We start from the raw sequence: 24068 nt of genomic DNA on the forward strand, positions 1-24068 counted from the left end.
CTTTCACCTCCTGATCTTACATGAAGATTGTCGGATCGCCTGCTTTTGCAGTCAGCCTACCGTTTTCCATGATGCCCATTTTCTCCAGCCATTTTTCAAAATCAGGAGCAGGTCGCAGTCCCATCACTTCACGGAACGCGGCAATATCATGGAAGCTCGTCGATTGATAGTTGAGCATGACATCGTCTGCCATGGCTACGCCGATAACAAAGTTAACGCCTGCCGACGAGAGCAAAATGCCGAGATTGTCCATATCGTTTTGATCGACCTTCATGTGGTTCGTGTAGCATACGTCACAGCCCATCGGCAAACCGTGCATTTTACCCATGTAATGGTCTTCCAGACCCGCGCGGATAACTTGACGGCTGTCGTACAAATACTCAGGTCCAATGAAGCCAACTACTGTGTTCACGATAAACGGATTGTACTTGCGAGCAAGTCCGTAGCAGCGCGCTTCCATCGTTACCTGGTCCATGCCGTGATGCGCCTCGGAAGACAGCTCAGAGCCTTGACCTGTCTCGAAATACCAGAAGTTCGGCCCGTAGGAGGTGCCCTCTTTGCGCATCAGCTCATCTGCTTCATCCAGCAGTGCTACATCAATACCAAATGCCTTGTTTCCTTTTTCACTGCCCGCCAAACTCTGGAAAATCAAGTCTGCTGGTGCCCCATTACGGATGGCACGCATTTGCGTGGATACGTGAGCCAATACGCAGTTTTGTGTCGGGATATCGAACTTGGTCATCACGTCTTTGGTCATGTTCAAAATATCTTTCACGCTGTCCGCTGTATCGATAACCGGGTTAATCCCGATTACCGCATCGCCAATACCGTAGCTCAATCCTTCATACAGGGATGCCTTGATGCCTTGTACGTTATCGGATGGATGGTTCGGCTGTACACGAGAAGCCAATACGCCTCTCTGACCGATTGCCGTGTTGGCATGCGTCACAACTTTGATCTTGGACGCAGCCGTAATCAAGTCGAGGTTGCTCATGAGCTTGGCGGTTGCTGCGATCATTTCACTGGACAAGCCGCGGCTGATGCGCTTGAGTTCATTATCGCCTGCTTGATGGCTCAAAATGTACTCGCGGAGTTCTGCTACACTCCAGTTTTTGATTTCGTTGTAAATTTTTTCGTTGATTCCTTCTTCGATCACACGGGATACTTCGTCTTCTTCTGCCGGAACCATCGGATTGTTGCGGATGTCCGCCAGCGTCAGATCAGCCAAAACTTGCTTGGCAGCTACACGTTCCCGGGAATCAGCAGCGGCGAGACCAGCCAGCTGGTCGCCTGATTTATCTTCATTAGCCTTCGCGAAAACTTCTTTCAAATCGCGAAATTGATAGGTCTGTCCAAGCACAGTCGTTTTCGTGTTCATCACGTCCACCCCTTCTTACGTTACGGCCTCTCATCAAACGCGAGTGTTTTGACGACGACGGGAATGATCGTTCCCGAGATCGGCTCACCGAGATCGATGTAATCGCCGTATTCCACACGCACCTGATCGATGCAAATGATTTCCGGTGCCCCTTTGCAACGCAGCGCCAAGGCCTGCCCAAGCGCTTTGGCCATATCTGTTTCACAGATGACGACCATGGTCTGGCTCTCAGGGAAAGTTGCCCGGTATTGCTCCGACAGCTCCTGGGACAGCGTCTGCAGCAGAGCGTACGAGCAGTACCCGATGCCGGAGATCGCGAGTGCGAAAGGAATCCCTGTCGTTTTTTCAAACAGGCGCTCACCCAGTTGGTAGATCGAAGCCACTTCCTGTCGCAGTCGTGTGGCATCTGCCAATTGTTCTTCGGTAAGCTCCAGCTTGAGAATCGGAATATTTTTGATCGGCAACAGCTCCGGCTTGATATGCACGGTTGAACCACTAATCTCCGTGCTCTGCATCCCCGCGCCAATTACTGTTGCCCGTACCGTTTGATCCGGGTCTAGCCACTGTACCGGATACGTCCCTTTTTCGCGCTCCTGCTGGAGTACATATCCGAGCAGTGGTCCAAAATCGCCATATCGGCTCGCATCCGAAATATCTTTGACGGGAGGTCCGCTCATAAGCAGACCCACACCGCCTGAGACAGTCAATTCATCAACAGGGATGGAATCGCGCAAATGCTGTCCCACTACGAGCAAGCCTGATACTTGGCGCTCTTTGCCCGTCAAATAATCGAGCATACTGCGTCCCAGCTGTTCGGCAACCTCTGTGAGCTGCGCGAATCCGATTTCCTGTCCGACTTGAATACGCAGTCCTTTTGCCGTCAGCCATTGTTGAATGTTCGGCGACACGTATTGAACGACACCTTGCGGACTGAGACGGATCAGTCTTCCTCCGACGTGGAACGTAACCGTTGCAATCGCTCGGCCACGTTGGAAGTAGGCGGCATTCGCTGTTCCTCCGCCAATATCGACATTGACGATTACACCTTGCATGGCTTGCGAGCGTTTTTCTGCGCCAGCGCCCTTGCCCGCCAGCACGCCTTCGAGGTCAGCACCTGCTGTCGCTACCACGAAATCCCCGGAGCGTTCAGCCAGCAGATGAACGATATGCTGTGCGTTCTTTTTGCTGGCTGTTTCTCCGGTAATGATAACCGCCCCGGACTTGATTTGAGACAAGCTGATCTGTGCCTTGTCGTACTCGGCTGCAAGAATCGCTCCGATTCCGTCAGCGTCGATTTCATCAAATCCGATGAGCGGTGTGGAATGTACTTCACTCGCATACAGCAATTGTCGCTCCACGATCTGATAACGCGGCAGCGAAAACGTGCTGGACATGCGACCCAATCGCAATCGGCTGACGATCATTTTGGTCGTGCTTGTTCCCACATCGATTCCGACGCTTTGGATCCATTGTTCGTCCATATGAACCTCCTTGAACCATTGGCGTGCCAGAAGGGCCTTACGAAAAAACGCTTGAACAGCCGGTTCCTTGCTCCCGGTCTGATTCAAGCGCCTTTGCTCTCTTCGTATCTACTTGTCACTGCTTTTTATGATAACGTCAGTACTAGCCTTGCGTGAAAATGGCCTGCTCGCCCGACAAAATTTCCTCTGCCAGCTTCACAAGCGGCATGCGCCGTTGCATGCTTACTTGCTGCATCCATTTGTAAGCCGCATCCTCTTCCAAGGATAGGGCACTCATCCGCTTTCCTTTTGCCTTTTCCACTGCCTTGCGATCCTCGATCTTTTGCTTCAGATCATTGATATCCTTCTTCAGTGAAACGACTTTTTCCTTTTGACTGAGTGCGATTTCTACTGCGGGAATCAAATCATCCTCCGACACCGGCTTCACCAAGTAAGCCGTCACACCCGCTTTTCTGGCATCCTGGACGAGTTCCTTTTGGCTATAAGCCGTCAAGAGAAGAATGGAACTGTCTGAAAAGGAACGAATGATACTGCTTGCCTTGATTCCATTCAAGACAGGCATTTTCACATCCATGATGATCAGATCGGGCTTGTGACGATGGGCCTGTTCGACTGCCTCTTCTCCGTTTTTCGCCTCGGCAACCACTAAATACCCTTCATTTTCGAGCATCTCGCGCAAATCCATGCGAATAATCGGCTCGTCATCAACCACCATAATCTTCGGCTGTGTCATCTTCATCCTCCTTTTGGATCGGATAGAGGATGGTAACCTCTGTTCCGTTCCCAGTATTGCGGAAATGCATCGTGCCCTCGAGGTCTTCCCTGACCAGTGTATCGACAATTTTCAGGCCGAGATGGCCCTTTTTGTGGATTTGCTCCATGTCCTCGATGCCTACCCCGTCATCTGTCACAGACAGACTAACGAAGTCTTCCTTGGCGACGAGTGCAATGGAGATTTTCCCTTCTTGCTGCTCATGAAAACCATGAATCATGCAATTTTGAATCAGCTCGGTGACGATCAAGGCAAACGATGTTGCTTTGTTGGACGGCAGATACACCGATTCGCCCGTCACCACGACGTGTATAGCTTGCTCAGAACGCCTCATCGAAGAGACGATTATTTTCGATATTTTGGTTAAAATCTCTTTGAAGTCAATCTGCTCCAGACCATCCTGTGCCAAGTATTCGTGAATAATGGCGATGCTGTTGATGCGATTGATGCTTTCCCGGTATACCTTTTCAATCTCGTTGGACTGCGAACGCCGCATTTGCAGACGCAGCAGGCTAGAGATGGTTTGCAAATTGTTTTTGACCCGGTGGTGAATCTCTTTAATCACCGCGGATTTGATCATTAATTGCTTTTCTTTTTCCCGAATGTCCGATATGTCTCGCAGGAGAATGAATCCCCCGATGATGTCTTGCTTGCGGACGGACGAAACCGCTTTCATCATGATAAAATGTTTGCCTTTTGACAGCTCCTCCTGAATGTAACCCCCGTTGCGCACAAAATTTTCCGGGGTAACTCTCCAGGAAAAAATACGTTCGATGCTCTCGCCTTTTTCCGGCCGTTCAAAGCCGATCAAGGAGAGCAGCTTGTGGGCACGTCCATTGGCGTACGTGATAACCCCACTCTGATCAAACAAAATCATGCCCTCGTGCAAAAGCGACGAAATGGGCAGATCAGGCACAGCGAACTGGATGAGCGTCTCACTTAAATGCTCCGTTGTTTCCTTGAGCATTTCGACGTTCTTTTCCTGTTCCACCTGTTTGGATATATCTTGTTCAGTTATCAAGGTCCCGATTGTTTTTCCAGCGGCATTCGTGATGGGTACGACGCTTTGTCGCATCACGACCTGCTCCTGTGAAACCCCACGTGAACCGATGACGGGCTTGCCTGTAGTCAGACAATACATAACAGCCGGCTCATTAATCGCCGTCGCCAAATGCCCTACGACCGATCCACTGTACATAGAGCGTGCCGTACTCGGTGCAGCTTGTGCGACTACCATCGCAGCGCTCCGATCTACCGTCGGACAGTCAATAAACATGTCCGCTTGAGACAGATCAGCAAAAATCTGAAGCTTGGAAGCCAGATCCTCCACAATCCGAATGTCGTCATCACTCAACGTCGTGGACGCTTTGCACACTTCTCGTATTGATTGCATGTGAACCTCTTTTCACCTGCTAGGAGTTGATATGACCTCATTTTCTCACAGACACGCTGCGGCGGAAAGGGGTGTAATACTGGTTACTCTCACTTACTCATTGATAATTTCTTGCAAATACGCTCGCAATTCTGGCACTCCCTCACTCGTGAGCGAGGAGGTCCGGAAAATTTTCGCATTGCCGAGCGATTGGCGCAGAAATTGTTCTGCCCTCTCCACATTTGCATCAGGATGATCCATTTTGGTAATGACCCCGATGCACGATTGCGGAAACCCTTGTGAAAAGCCAGGAGGGAAATAATTGCGCTCCCTTGTTGCATCCTGCACCATCACAATGACCTTCGCCTCCAGAGAGGTAGCCATAAGCGTGCGGTAAAACATCGGGTTTTCGCTGTACTCACCCGGAGTGTCAATCGCCCAGTCCCGATATTCGAGCGCTTGTGTCTTCCGGGCAGGCTGTTCGTCATTGAACAGCGCCCGCACCAGAGAAGACTTGCCTGCTTCGATTGCACCGATAATCATTACACGGCCGGTCATGATTTCGTCACCAATGCCGGTGTAAACCGCAGTTTTTCGCTCAGCACCTGATTGACCGCATCGACTGCCATCTCAACAGCGGATACATCTCCTACGACAATCAGGGAACCTGTAAAACGATCGAGAAACCCAAGCTCGACGCCAGCAGCCTTTGTCGCAATATCCGCGGCAATAATGGCTGTTTCGGTAGGCGTCAAAGTCAAAATGCCGATCGCACCGGCCTCATTGATACCTAGCTTGGTATAGAGCATTGGGTCAGGGTTTGCGATTACATGAGCCAACGTGACCTGTTTCCCCGGTACGAATTCCTGAATGACTCGTGAACGTTCCTGTTCCATTCCTATTCCTCTCTTCCTGCGGCACCCGGCACCTCAAACGAATCCACGATGCCTACGATGATCGCATCGATCGGCACACTGGTGCCGGAGAAAAGGATTCGGGCAGGCGTCCCACGAGAGACGATAACCTGCTCCCCGATTCCCGCACCGATCCTGTCCGCTGCGATAACGGTTTGTCCGCCTTCTTCGCCACGCCAATCAATCGGCTGAACCACCATGAGCTTGAGATTTTCCATACCTGCTTCTTTTTGCGTGGCCCAGACGCTGCCGATCACTTTTCCCAAAAACATGCGATCACCCTTTTCCTAAATAGCTGACCGTAATGCCGCGTTCTCTCATGCTGTCATAAGCAAGCGGAGAAACAATTGCACCTTTTTTCACGATCAAAGTCGTATCGCGAAGCTCAGGCTGAGATCTGATCCAATCCGCTGTCAACAGCTTCCCGGAAAAGACGGCTTCTTGCTCATCCAAAGGAGTCAATGTCGGTTGTTCTGTCTTGGTAGTCTCCACTTTTTGCAGCTGAGACTTCAGCTTGGAAACCACGCGATCAGCCAGACGGCGTTGCTCCGCAAACTCCACACCCAGCTCTTTCATGCTCTCAACGTGACGGTTGAACAGCTTTTCATAAGCAGGTGTCAGTGTCAATGTTTGCAGGGTACGGCGGTCTGCGCGCTTGATCCCTGGCACATCGGAACCAGCGATGACGAATTTGCCCGTCACCAACGCGGAAAAGACGATTTCCGCTTTGATTGTTCCTTTTAGACCGGAAGCAATTCTCGCTGCATTATCCAAATCGATTTCAGGAATCACGATACCGACATAATCTTTCGGCACTTCCAACGGAGCAGGAGCGTACTCATCTGCTGTCAGAATTTTGCCTGCTCCCCCACATTCAATCTTGTGCATTCCCAACCAGGAAGAGGTTTCTCCGTCCAGGAAGAGAATGTCATGGCAGATCCCGTGGTTTTTCAGTTGGATAAAATGATCCTGAAACGCCTCATGAGCCTGGCTGTCGCAAAAAACGTACAGGACACGAGGCGCTGCGCTGCTTTGCTTTTCTGTATTCATCGATTGCAAAATTTCTTTTGTAATCGACGCCACCATTTCTCTGATGTCCATCAAGCTCAACCTCCGTTAGCCGGAGTAAAATTGCCCGTTCTTGCCGATCACTTTTACCCGGTCGCCCGTTTTCAAATTAGCGGCATTTCCTTCATCCGTATCCACGTGGAAATCAAGTGCAAACTGCGGATGTACACGAACGACTACATCTGGATAGATGATAGGACGATCGCTTTGAGTCGCCAGGATCAGCGTATCGCCATCCTTCACTTGATATTGCTCGGCATCTGCTGGGGACATATGAACGTGGCTCTTCGCTACGATTACGCCTTTGTCCATTACAACAGTCCCTTTTGCCGTTACAAGTACCATACCTGGTGTTCCTTCAATATCTCCAGACATACGCACAGGGGCATGAACACCTACTGCAAAGCCGTCTGTTCTGGAAATTTCCACTTGTGTCGCGCCACGAGCTGGTCCCAAAACACGAACCCCGTGAATGCTGCCTTTTGGTCCCACGATGGTGACTGTTTCCTGGCAAGCAAACTGGCCCGGTTGCGACAAATCACGCATTGGCGTCAATTGATGTCCGGCTCCGAAAAGCTTCTCGACATCTGCTTGCGACAAATGAATGTGACGGTTAGATACGCCCAAAGGAATTTCTCGCACTGCCTCGGCAGCTTGATTGGTGGAAGGCTGCTGGTGCTGATCAACTTGTTTCACTTGAATCCCTCTTCCTTTCAAGAAATCTGCCGCTGCTGGTGTTATTTTATCCCCTTTCTCAACGAGAAAGGGGTTTGGGATACCTGACTTATGCATTGCTCTCAAGGATGCTTCTGTAATTACTGCCATAGGGATTTATTACCCTTCGAGTTTAGGCAGGATCAATTCAATGTCTCCATGAGGGCGTGGGATTACGTGTACAGATACGAGCTCTCCTACTTTTTCAGCAGCAGCGGCGCCTGCGTCTGTGGAAGCTTTTACTGCACCTACGTCACCACGTACCATAACAGTCACGAGACCGCCACCTACGTGTACTTTACCAATCAGTTTTACGTTTGCTGCTTTTACCATTGCGTCAGCAGCTTCAACTGCTCCGATCAAACCTTTTGTTTCTACCATTCCCAATGCGGACATTTCTCCAGCCATTTTTGTATCCTCCTTAATTATATCTCCAAGATTCTAGTGTTTTACGACATTAAGACGTCATTTCTGTTAACACGGATTTGATGATGTTCTTGATCTCATCACGGCTCAAGCCAACGTTCATGGAAGAGACAGCCTGTAGGACAGCTTCTTCCGCTTGTGTCGCAGGAGCTTGTGGTGCTGGCGTTGATTGTGGCATTTCTTTGATGCCAAATGCAACACGCTTGATGTTGAACATATGCTTCGCACCGATGTTATCGGAAGTGATGTTGCCCCCTAAAGAACCGCATCCAAGTGTGAACGCTGGTTGTACGCCAGTCGTTGCACCAATTCCTCCGAAGGTCGTACCCGTATTGACCGGAATTCTAGATGCTGGCATTGCTTGACCATACGCTGCGATGACATTCTCATCCTGGGCGTGAATACCCGCTGTATGTCCAAGACCACCATGCTCCAGCAATTCGCGGCAACGGGCAAACGCTTCGCTGTCGCCGTGAACAGTGTAGAGGGCAAGGACCGGAGCCAGTTTTTCAACGGACATCGGATATGCTTTGCCTACATTGTTCTCCTCCGCAATCAGGACACGCGTATCAGCAGGGATGGTAATACCCGCCATTTGAGCGATCACATGCGGAGAGCGGCCAACGATTTTCGCGTTTAGCGAGCCGTTAATCGTGACGATGGCAGCTACCTTTTCCTTTTCTTGCTCGTTCAGGAAGTAGGCGCCTTCACGCTTCAGCGCAGCAATCAATTGGTGCTTTGCGGATTCTTCCACTACCAATGCTTGCTCAGAAGCGCAGATTGTACCATAGTCAAACGTCTTGCTCTGCACAATGCGCTTGGCAGCAGCAGCAAAGTCCGCACTGTGGTGGACGTAGACCGGAACGTTACCAGGTCCTACACCGTAAGCAGGCTTGCCTGAGCTGTATGCTGCGCGTACCATCGGCGTTCCGCCAGTCGCGAGAATCAAATTGGTCAGCTTGTGCTTCATCAACTCGTTTGTCGCTGGTAGCGTAGGCTTGGTAACGCAGTGGATCAAGCCTTCTGGTGCTCCAGCCGCTACTGCCGCCTGTGCCATCAGTCGCGCTGCTTCCAGCGTGCACTTGGCTGCCGACGGATGCGGGCTGAAGACAATCGCATTTCTCGCCTTGAGGGAGACCATCGATTTATAGATAACCGTGGACGTCGGATTGGTGGAAGGCACGATACCAGCTACGATACCGAATGGCTGCGCCACTTCCCATACCTTGTTCTCTTCGTCCTTACGGATGATGCCAACCGTTTTTACATCTTTCACAGATGCGTACACATCTTGCGCAGCAAACAGGTTTTTCATCCGTTTGTCCGGGATGTTACCAAAGCCTGTTTCTTCTACAGCCATAGCTGCGAGTCGATCTGCATGCTCCACGCCCGCTTTGGACATGGCTTCGATGATTCTGTCGACTTGTTCTTGGCTGTAAGTAGCGAACTTGGCCTGTGCTTCCTTCGCTTGTGCGAGGTAGGTACGCACTTCCTGTATGGAATACAGATCAGCGTCGAGTGTCATTAGGCTTTGTCACCTCCGCCTTGTTTCTCTTCCAACAGACGAATGAGATCTTCTTTCTTCGCCATGTTGATTTCGTTCGTTGTCAGCGGGAAGTCCGCATACGAACGCGCCATTTTGCGCAGATCATTGATAGACTGATCCTGCAATTTGGTCGCTGGCACTTGGGCCGACTCTGCCTTACCCTCTTCTTTCACTTCCGGTTTCAGCAGGTTTTTCAGCATTTTTGGTACATTTTCGTCAGGACGTGGAATGACGTGTGAGTGCAGCAATGTTCCGACACGTCTTGCAGCTTCAGCACCAGCATCTACAGCTGACTGTACGGAGGAGACATCTCCGATTACATACACGGTAACGATCCCTGCGTCCGCGCCTTCATAAGAGACGACTTTGACGTCTGCGGCTTTGGCAGCAGCGTCTGCGGCAGCGATGAGAGCAGGCAAGCCCAGCGTCTCGATCATGCCGAGTGAATATGTTGTAGCGCGCATTTACATTACCTCCCCTTCAAGAGGGAAAATCCCTATTATCGTTTGACAGGCTGTTGGGCGACACTTCTTACGGCATCGGCAAAAGCATCAGCGGCTGCCGTGCATGCCGACTGGCTGCCAGTGAGTAGCGCTCCCCCAAAGTTCGTTTCTGTCGGTGGACCAAAAAATTGAACCATTTGTACATCTGCAGCCTTGAGGGCGGCATCAATACCATACATGGCCTCCAGTGGTGGAGCAATCAAGTAGGCAAGCGGTTCACCTTCTCTGATACCCGCCAGTTGGGACAAATAGCTGCCCGTCCGCGACACAACATGGGCGTAATACGCATGCGTCCCTTCATCATTCAAAGAGTAAAAGCATGCTCCGCTTTCCATAAATGCAACGGCTGCATCCAGTCCGCTCTGCACCTCCGATGGCGTCGCGCCTCCGATCATCCCGATGAACTCGCCGGACAACGGTCCAGACGCATGGCCTGAGCCTGCATAAAACGACTTGGCATACACAACTTCCACCGCTGCCTTTTTGGTCGCTTCGTCAATGGCCGTGTACCCCACATCGTCAATCGTGGAGGTCAAAAGACCCAGACTTCGGATATGAGAAGGCAGGTTCAGCTTCTCCGCAAATTGAGGATCGACATTGGGAATCAGTCGGATCGCAAGCGGCGTCGCTCGAATTGGTTTTTCCATGCGTGTCACTCCTTTCAAGACAACTTCCCTTTTCAAAAGCAAAAAAAGGTGCCTAAACACAAAAGAACATGCTTTGTGTTCAAGGGCACCTTTGCCTTTTGATTATTCACTTGTGGGTAAAATTACACGCGATTTACGTGCTCTTTTACCTGTCTCTAATGTAGAACAAGGCAGGGAAAAATGCAAGCGTTTTCGGCATTCCGTCACTTTTCCATATTCCGGTCATATTACGGACACAAGCCCCCATTATCTTTGGGGTGTAGCCGAGACGGGCAAGCCCGAAAGCAAGGCTTACAACAATTTACAGATCTTCAAGGAGGAATTTTACAATGAAAAAGAAAATGGCAATGGCAGTAATGGCTCTGGCAGTATCCGCAATGGCAGGCTCCGCGTTTGCGGCAAGTGACACAACGAAAACATCGGGTACCGCTGTACCCCTTCAGGTGGTAAACTTCGATGATGCTCAAACGATGGCGAAACCGATTATCAATCTGGTAGATTTGGCAAAGGAAAAGGGCATCTCCGTAGAAGAATTGATCGAACAGATGAAAAAAGAAGGGAAATTCACAGAAGCTACTACCGTTTCCTTCAAAATCGATGATAATGGCAAAATGTCCGTCTTCATGCAAGAGGCAACCAGCCTGGAACAATTGGCAAAAGAGAAAGGAATCAGCGTAGAAGAACTGATCAAGCAGCTTGAAAAAGAAGGCAAGATCACAAAAGCTCAGCAAATCTCAGTACCTGCCATCAAAAAATAGGCTCACCATTCAAGCATACACAAAACCTCTGACGGGAAACTGCCAGAGGTTTTGCTATACACTTCGCCATTTAACGGACACATAACTCCATTATGCTAAACAACTGAATCGAAAAAACGTTATTACAAATGATGTCAGCTGAAATCATGTCTATCATTGCTATGATAAGTACAAATTGACTCGAGATAGATAGGAAGTGTTTCTTCGTGAAACGAATTCTGCTCATTGAGGATGAAATGCCGATTGCTCGGCTTGTCCAGGTCTACCTGGAACGGGCAGGCTACGAGGTACAGTGGAACGAGGGAGATCACGAGGCAATCACGACTTTTCTCTCCTGGAAGCCCGAACTTGTCCTGCTAGACTTGATGCTGCCTGATCATGACGGCTTGGACATACTCAATCAGATTCGCCAATACGGCAGTTGTCCCGTCATCATTATCACTGCACGCGGTACCGTGCCAGACAAGCTTCAAGGGCTTGCGCAAGGTGCAGATGACTACATTGCCAAGCCATTTGATCCAGAAGAAGTGCTCGCTCGTGTCCAAGCCGTGCTCCGCCGTTCCTCTTATCTCACGGAAGCGGATACGATCAGACTCGGCACGCTTTCGATAGATGTTACGGCACAGAATGCGCTGATCGGGAAAACACCCCTTTCCTTAATGCCACGGGATTGGCAGCTGCTCGTTTTCCTGGCGCGGCATCCCAACCAACGCTTTAGCCGCGATCAATTGCTAGATCAAGTCTGGGGAATGGATTTTGAAGGAGGGGATCGTTCTGTGGATACCGCTGTGAAACGCTTGCGCAAAAGCTTGCGGCCTTGGCCGACTTCCGAAGGGGAAATCAGCACGATCAGAGGATTGGGGTACAGCCTGCGTGTTTACTAAACGATCTATTTCTACCAGGACAGCTGTGCCTCTCTTGCGCTACTGGACGTGGCGCTACGCTCTGATTTTATCGGTCATCCTACTCGGCATCGGCTTCTTTGGAATCTATTGGATTAACAAAGCAGCTACAGAACAGCAGTTTCAAGTATTGGAAGCAAGAACGGAGATGCTGGCTGATTCGTATTCCAAGGTGTTGCTTACCAAGAGCGACACAGCTACTCCTTTAAAGAAAGAGGAGTTCGCTGCTATGCCTGGCCAGACCGTCACTGCTGTAACCAGTCCTACGTCACCTTCTATTCCTGACGCCGCAATACCCGCAGCAACTACCGCCACGATCGCGCTTAAGGTCATGCCAACTGTGCCAATCGATCACGTAGTGCAGATTTACGATGTCGCAGGCAAGACGTCCAAAAAGGAAATGGTCAACCAGGCGGCTGCTACCATTACTCAGTTACCTACACCTATCCAGCCTGTAGACAACACAAAGGAAACACGGGAGGTTATCTCCGCAGGGGAAGCTACGTGGTTGCGGGTAGGTGTACCTTACTATGAGCATAACGGAGTCGCAGGCACCTATTACGTCAGCACGCCGCTTAACAATGATTTGGTCCACACCTATATCACGATCATGGTTTCCATTGGCATCATCACCTTGTGCGGTTGGGCTATCGTTTATGTTTTGTCTCGATCCCTGACTCAGCCTCTCCGGCAGTTGGCAATGGCTGCCGAGCAAATATCCACCGGGAATTATACGCCCTCACTGCCTGATACCGCCAAAATAAAAGAGGCGGAAATCAGCCAGCTGGTACATTCCTTTGACGAAATGGCCAACCGACTCGGACAGTTGGAGCGGATGCGCACCGACCTTTTGGCTGGTGTTTCCCATGAGCTGCGTACCCCTGTCACCTCGATCCGCGGGATGATTCAGGCGGTCAAAGACGGCGTTGTGAAGGGTGCGGACGCGGATGAATTCATGCAAATCAGCATGGACGAAGCCAAGCGACTCCAGACAATGGTCAATGACCTGCTCGATTTTTCGTCCATGGAAGCAGGTGAGTTATTCGTCGAGAAGCAATCCATTCAAATCGATAGCACATTGGATCAGGTAGTCGCACAGGTGCAAGCCCTACCATCATTTGCAGACGTATCTGTGACAGTTCACCCGACTGGATCAGAAATCGTATGGATTGGCGATGAATCACATGTTAAACAAATCTTGCTTAATTTATTGGGGAACAGCGCTGGCGCAAATGCAACGCAAATCGAGATCGGCGTCCATAATCAAAGCGACTTCCTCTCCATCGACGTGACCGACAATGGAAAAGGGATTCCTGAGTCAGAGGTTCCATTCATTTTCGAACGGTACTATCGCGGCGATAGCAAACGCAAAAAGAAACATGGATTGGGGCTTGGCCTGACGATCTCGCGACTATTGGCAAAAGCACACGGGGGAAATGTCGAATTGATTCGAACTTCTCCAGAAGGAACAACCTTTCGTCTGACACTCGCTCATCCAGACTCGTCTGCTTGAAATGAAAAAGAGGAAGCAGCACGTACCGATCGTGCCGCTTCCTCTTTTACGTATGGGCACCCTCCGGCACATGCGTGCGGATAAGATCCATGAAGATGTCCAATGCTTTGGTATGAAACTCGTCGGACTTCGTGACGAGCGAAAAATCACGGGTAACCGGTGTCCCCGTCACCTTCAATGTACAGAGCGTGCCGAGCTTTCGTTCTTTGCGGATGGCCCAATAAGAAAGCAGGCTGATTCCCAACCCAGCCTCCACTGACTCCTTGATCACCTGTGTACTGCCGAACTCCATTCGCTTGTGCGGTGTGAATTGCAGTTGGCGAAACATTTTTTCAGCCGCTTCTCTCGTGCCCGATCCTTCTTCCCGTACAATCCACGTTTCCTGCGTCAACTCGTCAATGCTGACCTCAGTCTGCCCCGCTAATCGATGCTCTGGAGAAGCAATCAAATACATACGATCATCAGCAAACGGCTCCACGCACATTTTCTCGTCCACATACTCCCCCTCAACAATCCCGACGTCGAGTTGTCGCTTTGCCACCAGCTCAGCGATCACTGTGGAATTGTGAATCGTAATCGTAGGAGTAATCATTGGGTAATACTGACGAAGACGCGCAATGACATGAGGCAGCACATACTCCCCGTATGTGTAACTCGCGCCAATAGTCAAATGCCCACTGGGTGTATTCATCAAATCGTCCACGAGGCTCTGCATCCGCGTGTACAGACCCAATATCTCCCGAGCGTGATGATAGACAATCTCGCCTGCTTTATTCAAGCGAACATATTTGTTGCTTCGCTCCAGGAGCTTTGTCCCTATCGTGCGCTCCAGCGCATGAATATACTGACTAACGGCAGGCTGCGTCATATGAAGCTCTTCTGCAGCTCGGGAAAAGTTCTGTCTGTCTGCAACGGTCACGAACACAAGCAAATGCTGATCCAACTGCCTTCACTCTCCTTTCCACCACTAACCATTCATTTCACTTATGATGATCATCGCAATGATTTATTTTTCTTATTATAACAGTTGCCGTATGCTGAGTTTGTAAATCTTTTCGAGGAGTGATGGCAATGGCAACTCCGATAAAAAACAGCGTGCCATTGAATGAAAGCAATGCCAGCGTACAGCCCAAAAAAACCCCCGAAAGCAACCCCGCATCCTTCTCGCTGTGGATAGCTGGAATCGCTTTTACTTTTTTCATCGCCCTGACAGGCTACGGCTTAGCAAAAATACCTGGCTTCCAACAAGTTGGCCCCCTCGCCTGTTCGATCCTGATCGCGGTCGCATACCGGCATTTTCGTGGATATCCGGAAGCATTGCGATCAGGGATTCAATTTTCCGCCAAACGTTTACTGCGTCTGGCTATTATTTTGTACGGGCTTAAGCTCAATATCGACGTCGTCTTGAATCAAGGCCTCGGGCTTCTCGTCTATGACGCTGGTGTCATTATTTTTGCCATCGCGGTTACGATGCTGATAGCCAAGTGGCTGAAAGCAGACTCTTCCCTCTCCCTCATGCTCGGAGTCGGTACAGGCGTCTGTGGAGCAGCGGCAATTGCAGCCGTCTCGCCTATCGTTGCCGCCAAAGATGAAGATACCGCCATTGGGGTAGGAATGATCGCACTCGTTGGAACCCTTTTTGCTATTTCCTACACGATCCTGCGTCCCTTCCTTCCTCTGTCGACGGTCGAATACGGCATGTGGTCAGGAATTAGTCTGCACGAGATTGCTCACGTCGCGTTGGCTGCTGCACCGTCGGGTGAAGATGGGCTAGCGATTGCCCTGCTGGCAAAATTGGGGCGTGTGCTTCTGTTGGTCCCACTCTGTTTTATTCTGATGGTTTGGATGAAACGTTCCGGGAAATTGCAAAGTGGCACCAAGATCGAATTCCCTTGGTTCCTGATCGGCTTCCTTGCCATGAGTGTTTTGGGTAGCTACGTTCTCGGCACATCCATTCCTGTCTCTGAAGCGTTCCATAACGGTGTCGCCAATCTTACAACCTTTGTACTTACCATGGCGATGGTCGGGCTTGGTCTCAATGTCAATTTGCGTGCACTGCGGACAAAAGCGGCGCGCCCACTGATTGCTATGACTATTACCTCGATTCTATTATCGGTTCTCTCCTTTGCATTGGTTTAAAAAGCTGTGGATAACCAAATATACGGGTTCGACTTCGCCGATTTCTTACTGATCGGCGAGTTTTTTTTGTGGATAAGGCCAAAGATTATCCCCATATGTTGATAAAGATGTGTACATCTTTGCCGAGGGGGATCTATATGTCGAGAAAATGGTTGAGGAGACGACCGAACATCTTATTCATCATTGTGGATCAGGAACGATTTCCCCCTGTCCCTTTTCGCCTCCTTTCGCACACCTTCTATCTACGTGAACTTTCCCGGAACAACAGAAAAAACCCCTCGGATTGAGGGGCTTGTCGTCATTTCTTTTCTCTTCGCTATTCCTGTTCGGTCAATGCTTTTTCCAATGCTGCCATCGCTTCTTGTTCATCGACACCATCGGTGATCAGGGTAATTTCTTCCCCTTTTGCAATGGCTGCTGCCATAATACCCATGATGCTCTTGCCATTTACATTTTTCTCATTTTTGATGATTTTAATTTCGCTGGAAAAAGACGTGGCGACCTTCACAAAGTTCGCAGCAGGCCGTGCATGCAGGCCGTGCGCCAATTGAACCACTATTTTTTTCTCTACCATTCTGATCTGCCTCCTTCTCTATACTCTCTCAAGCCATTCCTTCACAAACGCCTCTACTTGCGCAGAAGTGCTCATCTGTAAAATTGTATCCACCTGTTTCGCTGCGTCCTCCACCTTCAAACGACTCAGCTGTTGGCGTGCAGGCAAAATGCTCCCTGCACTCATACTGAATTCATCCAGACCCATTCCCAACAGAATCGGGATCGCGATTGGATCGCCCGCCATCTCCCCGCACATACCGACCCATTTGTTCTGCGCGTGCCCTGCTTTGATGACATTGTGCAGCAAGCGCAAAACGGCAGGGTGATAAGGCTGGTAGAGATAAGCGACCTTCTCGTTCATACGGTCGGCTGCCATTGTGTATTGAATTAAATCATTGGTTCCAATGCTGAAAAAGTCAACCTCGCGTGCAAATTGATCGGCCAACATTGCCGCAGCAGGGATCTCAATCATGATACCCACTTCGTACTGATCGGATACTACAATTCCGCGATTCACCAAAGATTTTTTCTCTTCTTCCAAAATCGATTTCGCCTGGCGGAACTCCTCCAGTGTCGCAATCATCGGAAACATGATTTTCAAATTGCCGTGTACACTTGCGCGCAATAGAGCACGCAGCTGCGTACGAAACAGTTCTTGGTTGTCGAGACACAGCCGGATGGCGCGATGTCCAAGAAACGGGTTCATTTCTTCTGGCAAAGCCAGGTAGGAGAGATGCTTGTCTCCACCAATGTCCAATGTGCGAATCACCACCGGGCGGTCGCCCATATGCTCCAGCACGTGCTTGTACGCGAGGTATTGCTCCTCTTCCGTCGGAAAATCATTGCGCCCCATGTACAGAAACTCCGTGCGGAACAGCCCGACACCTTCAGCTCCATTGGCGATTGCTCCAGCGACGTCTTCAGGACTTCCGATATTGGCGGCAAGCTCGACATGATGATTGTCCAGCGTGACCGTTTTATTGTTCACAAGCTTCGCCAATTCGGCTTTTTGCACTTCGTAATCAGCCTGCTTGCGTTTGTAGACAGCGATTTCCTCTTCACTCGGGTCAATAATCGCGATCCCTTCATGCCCGTCGAGAATGACGAGCGTCCCAGGCTGAACTGCACGAGTAATTCCTTGTGTTCCGACAACAGCAGGAATCTCCAGAGAACGTGCCATAATCGCAGAATGGGAGGTTCGTCCTCCAATGTCCGTGACGAAGCCTTTGACATAGCGGCGGTCTAATTGAGCCGTATCGGAAGGCGTCAAATCATCCGCTACAATGATCACTTCTTCTGTCAGCTCACCGAGTCCTGCAAATGGTAAACCGAGCAAGTAAGAAAGTACACGTGTGGTCACGTCACGAATGTCTGCTGCTCTCTCCCGCATGTATTCGTTGTCCATTTGCTCGAAAAGTCCGATGAATGCTTGTGCGACATCATTCAAAGCACTTTCAGCGTTTGTCTTTTCGCTATTAATTTTATCTTTGACGGTATCGACCAGTTCCGGGTCTTCCAAGACGAGCAGGTGAGCTTTGAAAATGTCTGCATGATCCGTCCCCATCTCCCGCTCCACGCGCAGAACGATGTCCTCCAAATCATTTTTTGCTCGAGCCAATGCCTCTTGGAAGCGTTGGATTTCACTTGCCGGATCTTCAATCGCTACGGTATTGATCTGTAAGTCGGGCGTTGTCAGTAAAAACGCCTTGCCAATGGCTATACCTGCTGAAGCTTTTACACCTGTGATCTTTTGGGACATCGTAACACCAGCCTCTCTCAATGGCTACCTGACCATTCCTTCAATCTGCGTGCCTGTGCGCGCACGATCTCCTCCAGAGGATGACCTGCCGGAATGCCGGTACAATTGTGTAATGTATTTTCCCATCCAAACTCTTTCAGGCTTGCTTGTATCCGCGCGGACTCCGCATCCTCGGGATGGTCGAACGCCAGTGCCGCTGCAATTGCCAGACCCAAATACGCTGGATTCATTCCTTTTTCCATGCATTGCAGCGCTGGGCCGACCAAACGATCATGCTGCGACAGCTTGCGGATCGGCGAACGTGCCACCCTGACAATATCGTCAGACAGCAGCGGGTTGGTGTATCTGCCGAGGATTTTTTCCACGTATTGCTCATGCACTCGCGGGTCAAATCCGTACTTGGCAGCAAGCAGTGCACCTGTCTCCTGAAGAGCCCCGCGTGTCACCTGAACGATCCGGTCGTCTCGCATCGCTTCATCAATCGTTTTCATCCCCAGCTGATACCCCAGGTACGCAATGACCGCATGACCTGTGTTGACGGTAAACAGCTTTCTCTCGATGTACGGCGCAAGATCCTCCACATAAGTAACGCCCTCAATGGACGGGACCTCTCCAACCATCTGCGACGAATCGACCACCCATTCGAAAAACGGTTCCACCATAACCAGAAGCTTGTCATCATGCTGCTGCAAAGGAACAATCCGGTCTACAGCTGCATTGGGGAATCCGATCCATTGTGCTGCCTCGGCTTGAACCGATTCCGTCAGATGCTCATACACATGCTCCTTCAGCTTCTCGCTGCCGCCAATCATGTTTTCGCATGCAATTACATTGAGTGGCTTCGCATGAACAGAAAGTCTCCGGGTAATGCCGGCTGCGATGGCCCCAGCAATGTGCGGAAGAATGTTGGGACCAACTGCCGTCGTAACCAAATCGGCATTTGCGATCGCTTCAGCTACCGCCGCTACATCCTGACCATTTATCGCTCGAACTCCTTCCACGACCGACTCCGGTTTTCCTGTTGTTGCTAGTTGCACGCGATACATTTTTCGCTCATTCAGCTCATCGACCAAAGCCGCGTTGACATCTACAAACGCAATTTCATAACCAGCCTTTTGCAAAAGTTGTCCGATAAAGCCTCGCCCAATGTTCCCTGCTCCAAAATGTACAGCTAGCATAGGCGATTACACCTCCTCAGAGAACATCGCGATGATTTCTTCAGCCGAAGCTGCATTTACAATCCGCTTGACGTTTTCCTCCTCGGAGCAAAGAATCGCGATGTTCGAGAGCACCTCCAGATGCTCATCTCCAACAGCAGCAATGCCCACTAACAAATAGGCTGTATTTCCCTCACCAAAATCTACGCCCTCTGGAACCTGAATGATGGAGATCCCTGTGGATTGAATCTCTGCCTTGGATTCGTTCGTTCCATGCGGGATGGCTACGCCGCTTCCGATGTATGTGGTCGCCAACTGCTCGCGCTCTTGCATTTTCTCTACATACGCCTCTGTTACATGGCCTGCACGCACAAGCAATTGTCCTGCCAGTCTGATCGCTTCTTCTTTATTGGCTGCCTTTGCATTCAACATGATTTTTTCCGCTGTCAGTATGTTTTTCATTTCGTTCTCTCCAATCCTATCTTTTTGAGGCAAAACGCATACATTTTGCCCGCTATATAATCAGCAATTTGCTGTGTTTCTCCTGTTTTCAAAACCGCTTGCATTTCTTCTTCAATCAAAAGGGAGCTGATCTCGCTGAGAACCTCCAGCCCTTCCTTTGGCACTTCTTTCGGCCCTAGCAAGAGCAGAAGCATGTCAATCGATATCACTTCTTCATCCATCGAGCGAAGAAGGACAGGCTCTCGTAATTGGTGAAACGTAAAAGTCGCCTTGTTCACTGCTTCATTTCTTCCGTGAAAAAGGGCCAAGGACGTTCCCGGAATCCCCAAACCGCCGAGCTTTTCCCGCTCGATCAACTGCTTGACGACCGGTTCGACCTCCTCGATCGTTCCACGCGCTTTCAGCCTCTTGCTGATTTGGCTCAAAAGCTGGGCGATGTCGAGATCACGGTTATCCCATCTCATTCCCCATAGCCCATCGTAAAGCTCATTGGCATACGCAGCGTAGGATTGCATGGCCCTTAATTGTTCGATGGACTGCTGTTCTGCGGGAACCAGCTGACTTTTCTCCTGATGGGATCGCTTCTGACTCTTCGCGTGCAATTGATACTTAATTTTTTGGATATCGTCTGGCGGAAGCAGCGGGCTGACCACGACATATTCCGCTGGATCGAGTGCCAATGGAAGGGTGGAAATGACCAAGTCATAATCCGTTGCCGGAACCTCTTCCAGATCAAACATGGACAGATTTTTCAAGCTGACGATCTCCGGTATTTCTTTTTTGATGCGCGTTGCCAAAATCTTGGAGGAGCCGATCCCGCTGGAGCATACCACCAATGCCCGGTACCACTGCTGCTCATGGCGCGTTCTCTCCAGTGCCGCCCCAAGATGCATCACGAGGTACCCGATCTCTTCATCTGGAACCTGCAGCCCTGGCAAAATCGTATGGACCGCTTCACTTGTTACGGCAAACAGCTCTGGGTAGTTTTGCTTGATCTGCTCGAGAATCGGATTGCGAATCTCCATCTTCCGCTGTAATCGGTACAATGCTGGCTCCAAATGCGTCAGCAGACCATGGAACAGCGAGGCGTCATTGCCAAGCGGAATGTCCAATCGTTCTTCGCAGGCTTGAATGAAGCGTTTTGTAATGACCATGAGCTCTGTATTTTCCGGCCATACCTGGTCATCCGGAGAATGCCGCAGCTTGGCTCCCCGCAAATGCATCGTAATATAGCCGATCTCATCCGCAGGGATCTCCATTTGGAAAATTTGCTTCAGCCGCTCCATGATGTTGCTGGCTATTTCGTACTCGGGTGTTCCAATCAATTCACTGAGGGTGTTCTCGTCAAAATGAATGCCTTCCCCTTTTTCAATCCGTTCCATGGCCAATGCCAAATGGGTGACCAACCCGAGATAGGCGCTGTCTGCCAAAGGATACGGAAGCTCCTCGTCCAGATGGCTCAATGCATTCTCGACCTTGATCAGCTTTTCCCGGTCAATCAGGCCGAGCAACCGTTCCGAAATCGAGTCGATGTCTCGCAGTGCCTTGTTTTGAATATTTTCTTTGATGATCCCAATCAGCTCGTGATCGTCCAGATGCTCGGCAATCAGTCTGCTGATAGCCCGTCGCTTGGACGACTCGGTACCTTGCAGCTCTACGCCGTACCCTCTTTTTCGCAAGAGTGACAGATCGTAACGAGCGAGCATGGTCTCCAAATCATCCAGATCATGGCTGATGGTCGCTGTCGTCACTTTCAAATCGATCGCCAGCGAAATCAGCTTGACTGGCTCTGATGCCTCTAGGAGCGCACACAGGATGATGGCCTTACGTTCCTGTACGGTGTACTCCTTCGTCATGTGATGCAGGACAGACATTCTGAGTGCACGCCTTTGCTCTACAGTCCCAACCACTTCAAGCCCTGAACCTGTTTTTCTGACCAACTCCAGTTCAAACTCATCAAACAAAGAGGCCAGCGCATCCAATTCTCTGTGAACGGTACGGCCGCTGACACCAATCTGCTCGGCGATCGAACCAACGGTAACTCCTTTTTGTTCCTTCAATAAAATCTCGATAATAGATCGCTGTCGAGAGGATACATGCATGTCTTCGTTCCCTCCTTAACGCCAAAGAGGGAAGACGCTAGCTCTCACTAGCGTTGATTCCCTTTACCCCAGGCGTTTGACCAACTTGTCATACTCGGGACTATTCAAGAAATTTTCAATGGAGATATGCTCCGCAGAAGGCGCTTTGACCTGCGCTCTTTCTGTTAAAGTCTTGTGCGTAATGACGATATCAGCGTCGCTTGGAATGTCGTTGATCGCTGTATTGATGACCGTAATCTCGGTCAGGCCCGCATCCTTGAACTTTTTGCGCAAGGACGCCGCACCCATCGCACTGGAGCCCATTCCCGCATCGCAAGAGAAGACGACTTTCTTCACGTCAGCAGCAGCTACCTCATGCATCACTGGAGCTTCTACCGTTTCTTGTGCCTGCGCTTTTTTGCCTTTCATCTCTTGCATTTTTTCTGTCGCTTTTTCCAATTCATCTTCGTCTGTCTTTGCGCTCATTTTCAAGAGAGCAGATGCAATGAGGAAGGACACGACAGTCGCTGCCAACACACCTGCGAGTACCGGTAGCAATCCACCACGCGGTGCCATTGCAATCAAGGCAAAGATACTACCTGGAGACGGTGGCGCCACCAATCCTGCGCCAAGCAGCGTGAAGGTAAACACACCAGCCATCCCGCCACCAATGGCCGCCAGAATCAAACGCGGATTCATCAGCACATACGGGAAGTAAATTTCGTGGATACCTCCGAAGAAGTGAATGATGACAGCACCCGGAGCCGATTGCTTGGCACTGCCTCTGCCAGCAAGCCAGTATGCCAACAAAATCCCCAGACCTGGTCCTGGATTGGATTCAAGCAGGAAGAAGACGGATTGACCCATCTTCGCTGCTTCATCCAGACCGATCGGGCTCAAAATACCATGGTTAATCGCATTATTCAGGAACAGAATCTTCGCTGGCTCGATGAAAATGCTCGCAAGCGGCAGCAACCCTGCACCTACAATGACTTCTACACCTGCTGCAAGCGCTTTGCTCAAGCCCACAACGACAGGTCCAATTGCTTGGAATGCCAAAAGTGTCAGCAACCCACCAACAATCCCCGCAGAAAAGTTATTTACCAGCATTTCAAAGCCGGAACGAATTTTTCCTTCGAACAACTGGTCCACTTTTTTCATAACCCAGCCGCCCAAAGGCCCCATGATCATGGCTCCCAAAAACATCGGGATGTCTGCGCCTACGACAACCCCCATCGTAGCGACGGCACCTACGACCCCACCTCGAACATCATGGACCATTTTCCCGCCGGTATAACCGATCAGCAGTGGCAGTAAATACGTAATCATCGGTCCAACCAGTTTGGCCAAATTTTCGTTAGGCAGCCAGCCTGTCGGAATAAATAAAGCGGTAATCAATCCCCAAGCGATGAAAGCACCGATATTCGGCATGACCATAGCACTCAAGAATCGTCCAAACTTTTGTACCGAGACCCGTATTCCACCCGAAGAGTTTTTTGTTTCCACGCTCTCCATACTGAACCCTCCTTTACCCCTATCTATGAGATGTTGACATGATTGAAATGGTAATGTGTACACCTCAAATATAAAGCGTTTTCATAGAGGCTAACAACAAAATCAAAGCGCGAATTTGTCTGACTCGTTGTTGCCAAAACTTAATTGCACACAGGAAAAAGACCTCTACCCAGTTGCAGAAGCCTTCTCCTTACAAATTCTCGAATTCAACTTTGATCACTTTTCCGGTCTTTCACATCGACATCAATCTCAAACACCTGATTTTGCTCGGTGAGAATCTCCTTCGCTTGATCAAAGGAATGTCCAGTTGCATGAACCGACATCCCCCCTCCCAATACGGCGAGCCAAATACCAGCCCACTTTCCAATGGCTGTTTTCCTCATACTTGCACTCTCTCCCTGCGCGA

At 50.2% G+C, this 24068-nt stretch carries 25 protein-coding genes; 4 read left to right on the forward strand and 21 right to left on the reverse strand.

Annotated elements, in window-relative coordinates:
* Positions 1-16: 16 nt before the first annotated feature.
* The 13 genes from EL268_RS30520 to eutL all read right to left on the reverse strand — a co-directional run bounded on the left by EL268_RS30520 (position 17) and on the right by eutL (position 10821).
* Entirely contained in the window at positions 17-1378 is a 1362-nt protein-coding gene (locus EL268_RS30520) for an ethanolamine ammonia-lyase subunit EutB (protein WP_106654904.1), read from the reverse strand.
* Positions 1379-1398: 20 nt separating this feature from the next.
* Positions 1399-2859 (reverse strand): ethanolamine ammonia-lyase reactivating factor EutA, encoded by a 1461-nt coding sequence (locus EL268_RS30525; RefSeq protein WP_106654995.1) that lies wholly within the window; start codon positions 2857-2859, stop codon positions 1399-1401.
* A 142-nt stretch (positions 2860-3001) separates the two neighbouring features.
* On the reverse strand, positions 3002-3598 hold the full coding sequence (locus EL268_RS30530; RefSeq protein WP_456263992.1) for an ANTAR domain-containing response regulator: 597 nt from the start codon (positions 3596-3598) through the stop codon (positions 3002-3004).
* A complete protein-coding gene (locus EL268_RS30535; protein ID WP_016739633.1) occupies positions 3564-5024 on the reverse strand; it encodes a sensor histidine kinase in 1461 nt (486 codons plus the stop codon). The genes EL268_RS30530 and EL268_RS30535 overlap by 35 nt, the downstream gene beginning before the upstream one ends.
* A gap of 93 nt (positions 5025-5117) precedes the next feature.
* Positions 5118-5561 (reverse strand): EutP/PduV family microcompartment system protein, encoded by a 444-nt coding sequence (locus EL268_RS30540; protein ID WP_106654905.1) that lies wholly within the window; start codon positions 5559-5561, stop codon positions 5118-5120.
* The gene (gene eutS, locus EL268_RS30545) at positions 5558-5899 is read right to left on the reverse strand and encodes an ethanolamine utilization microcompartment protein EutS (protein WP_047069984.1); all 342 of its coding nucleotides are present in this window, start codon (positions 5897-5899) and stop codon (positions 5558-5560) included. Before eutS ends, EL268_RS30540 begins: the two co-directional genes overlap by 4 nt.
* A gap of 2 nt (positions 5900-5901) precedes the next feature.
* Entirely contained in the window at positions 5902-6189 is a 288-nt protein-coding gene (locus EL268_RS30550; RefSeq protein ID WP_007720099.1) for a EutN/CcmL family microcompartment protein, read from the reverse strand.
* Positions 6190-6193: 4 nt separating this feature from the next.
* Complete coding sequence (locus tag EL268_RS30555; RefSeq protein ID WP_106654906.1) at positions 6194-7018, reverse strand: hypothetical protein; 825 nt, start codon at positions 7016-7018, stop codon at positions 6194-6196.
* Positions 7019-7033: 15 nt separating this feature from the next.
* Positions 7034-7810 carry a phosphate propanoyltransferase gene (gene pduL, locus EL268_RS30560; protein WP_106654907.1) on the reverse strand — a complete coding sequence of 259 codons (777 nt, stop codon included), beginning with the start codon at positions 7808-7810 and terminating at the stop codon, positions 7034-7036.
* 9 nt (positions 7811-7819) lie between these two features.
* Positions 7820-8107: an ethanolamine utilization microcompartment protein EutM gene (gene eutM / locus EL268_RS30565; protein WP_047069988.1), complete on the reverse strand. Its 288-nt coding sequence runs from the start codon at positions 8105-8107 to the stop codon at positions 7820-7822.
* Between the two features lie 49 nt (positions 8108-8156).
* Positions 8157-9650 carry an acetaldehyde dehydrogenase (acetylating) gene (locus tag EL268_RS30570; RefSeq protein WP_106654908.1) on the reverse strand — a complete coding sequence of 498 codons (1494 nt, stop codon included), beginning with the start codon at positions 9648-9650 and terminating at the stop codon, positions 8157-8159.
* Positions 9650-10135 carry a BMC domain-containing protein gene (locus EL268_RS33795; protein ID WP_106654909.1) on the reverse strand — a complete coding sequence of 162 codons (486 nt, stop codon included), beginning with the start codon at positions 10133-10135 and terminating at the stop codon, positions 9650-9652. Before EL268_RS33795 ends, EL268_RS30570 begins: the two co-directional genes overlap by 1 nt.
* 35 nt (positions 10136-10170) lie before the next feature.
* Complete coding sequence (gene eutL, locus EL268_RS30580; protein WP_048035227.1) at positions 10171-10821, reverse strand: ethanolamine utilization microcompartment protein EutL; 651 nt, start codon at positions 10819-10821, stop codon at positions 10171-10173.
* Positions 10822-11150: 329 nt separating this feature from the next.
* Between eutL and EL268_RS30585 the strand changes: the two genes are divergently transcribed.
* From EL268_RS30585 to EL268_RS30595, 3 genes are all read left to right on the forward strand, one after another.
* Positions 11151-11579 (forward strand): hypothetical protein, encoded by a 429-nt coding sequence (locus EL268_RS30585; RefSeq protein WP_106654910.1) that lies wholly within the window; start codon positions 11151-11153, stop codon positions 11577-11579.
* A gap of 206 nt (positions 11580-11785) precedes the next feature.
* Positions 11786-12463: a response regulator transcription factor gene (locus EL268_RS30590; RefSeq protein WP_106654911.1), complete on the forward strand. Its 678-nt coding sequence runs from the start codon at positions 11786-11788 to the stop codon at positions 12461-12463.
* A complete protein-coding gene (locus EL268_RS30595; RefSeq protein WP_106654912.1) occupies positions 12453-13994 on the forward strand; it encodes a sensor histidine kinase in 1542 nt (513 codons plus the stop codon). The genes EL268_RS30590 and EL268_RS30595 overlap by 11 nt, the downstream gene beginning before the upstream one ends.
* A gap of 46 nt (positions 13995-14040) precedes the next feature.
* Here EL268_RS30595 and EL268_RS30600 read toward each other — a convergent pair whose 3' ends face one another.
* Positions 14041-14937: a LysR family transcriptional regulator gene (locus tag EL268_RS30600; RefSeq protein WP_106654913.1), complete on the reverse strand. Its 897-nt coding sequence runs from the start codon at positions 14935-14937 to the stop codon at positions 14041-14043.
* A 128-nt stretch (positions 14938-15065) separates the two neighbouring features.
* Between EL268_RS30600 and EL268_RS30605 the strand changes: the two genes are divergently transcribed.
* Complete coding sequence (locus EL268_RS30605; RefSeq protein ID WP_106654914.1) at positions 15066-16133, forward strand: YeiH family protein; 1068 nt, start codon at positions 15066-15068, stop codon at positions 16131-16133.
* Between the two features lie 316 nt (positions 16134-16449).
* Here the strand turns inward: EL268_RS30605 and EL268_RS30610 are convergent, their stop codons facing one another.
* From EL268_RS30610 to EL268_RS30640, 7 genes are all read right to left on the reverse strand, one after another.
* Positions 16450-16707: an HPr family phosphocarrier protein gene (locus EL268_RS30610; protein ID WP_047069997.1), complete on the reverse strand. Its 258-nt coding sequence runs from the start codon at positions 16705-16707 to the stop codon at positions 16450-16452.
* A gap of 18 nt (positions 16708-16725) precedes the next feature.
* Entirely contained in the window at positions 16726-18447 is a 1722-nt protein-coding gene (ptsP, locus tag EL268_RS30615; protein ID WP_164724544.1) for a phosphoenolpyruvate--protein phosphotransferase, read from the reverse strand.
* Between the two features lie 17 nt (positions 18448-18464).
* Complete coding sequence (locus EL268_RS30620) at positions 18465-19625, reverse strand: mannitol-1-phosphate 5-dehydrogenase (RefSeq protein WP_106654916.1); 1161 nt, start codon at positions 19623-19625, stop codon at positions 18465-18467.
* A 6-nt stretch (positions 19626-19631) separates the two neighbouring features.
* The gene (locus tag EL268_RS30625; RefSeq protein WP_106654917.1) at positions 19632-20066 is read right to left on the reverse strand and encodes a PTS mannitol transporter subunit IIA; all 435 of its coding nucleotides are present in this window, start codon (positions 20064-20066) and stop codon (positions 19632-19634) included.
* Positions 20063-22168 (reverse strand): BglG family transcription antiterminator, encoded by a 2106-nt coding sequence (locus EL268_RS30630; protein ID WP_106654918.1) that lies wholly within the window; start codon positions 22166-22168, stop codon positions 20063-20065. The genes EL268_RS30625 and EL268_RS30630 overlap by 4 nt, the downstream gene beginning before the upstream one ends.
* Before the next feature lie 63 nt (positions 22169-22231).
* Entirely contained in the window at positions 22232-23662 is a 1431-nt protein-coding gene (locus tag EL268_RS30635; protein WP_106654919.1) for a PTS mannitol transporter subunit IIBC, read from the reverse strand.
* A gap of 206 nt (positions 23663-23868) precedes the next feature.
* Positions 23869-24045, reverse strand: a complete 177-nt coding sequence (locus tag EL268_RS30640) for a hypothetical protein (protein ID WP_232030179.1) — start codon at positions 24043-24045, stop codon at positions 23869-23871.
* Between the last annotated feature and the right edge of the window lie 23 nt (positions 24046-24068).

Origin of the sequence: Brevibacillus brevis, from assembly GCF_900637055.1 — a bacterium.
GTDB lineage: Bacteria > Bacillota > Bacilli > Brevibacillales > Brevibacillaceae > Brevibacillus > Brevibacillus brevis.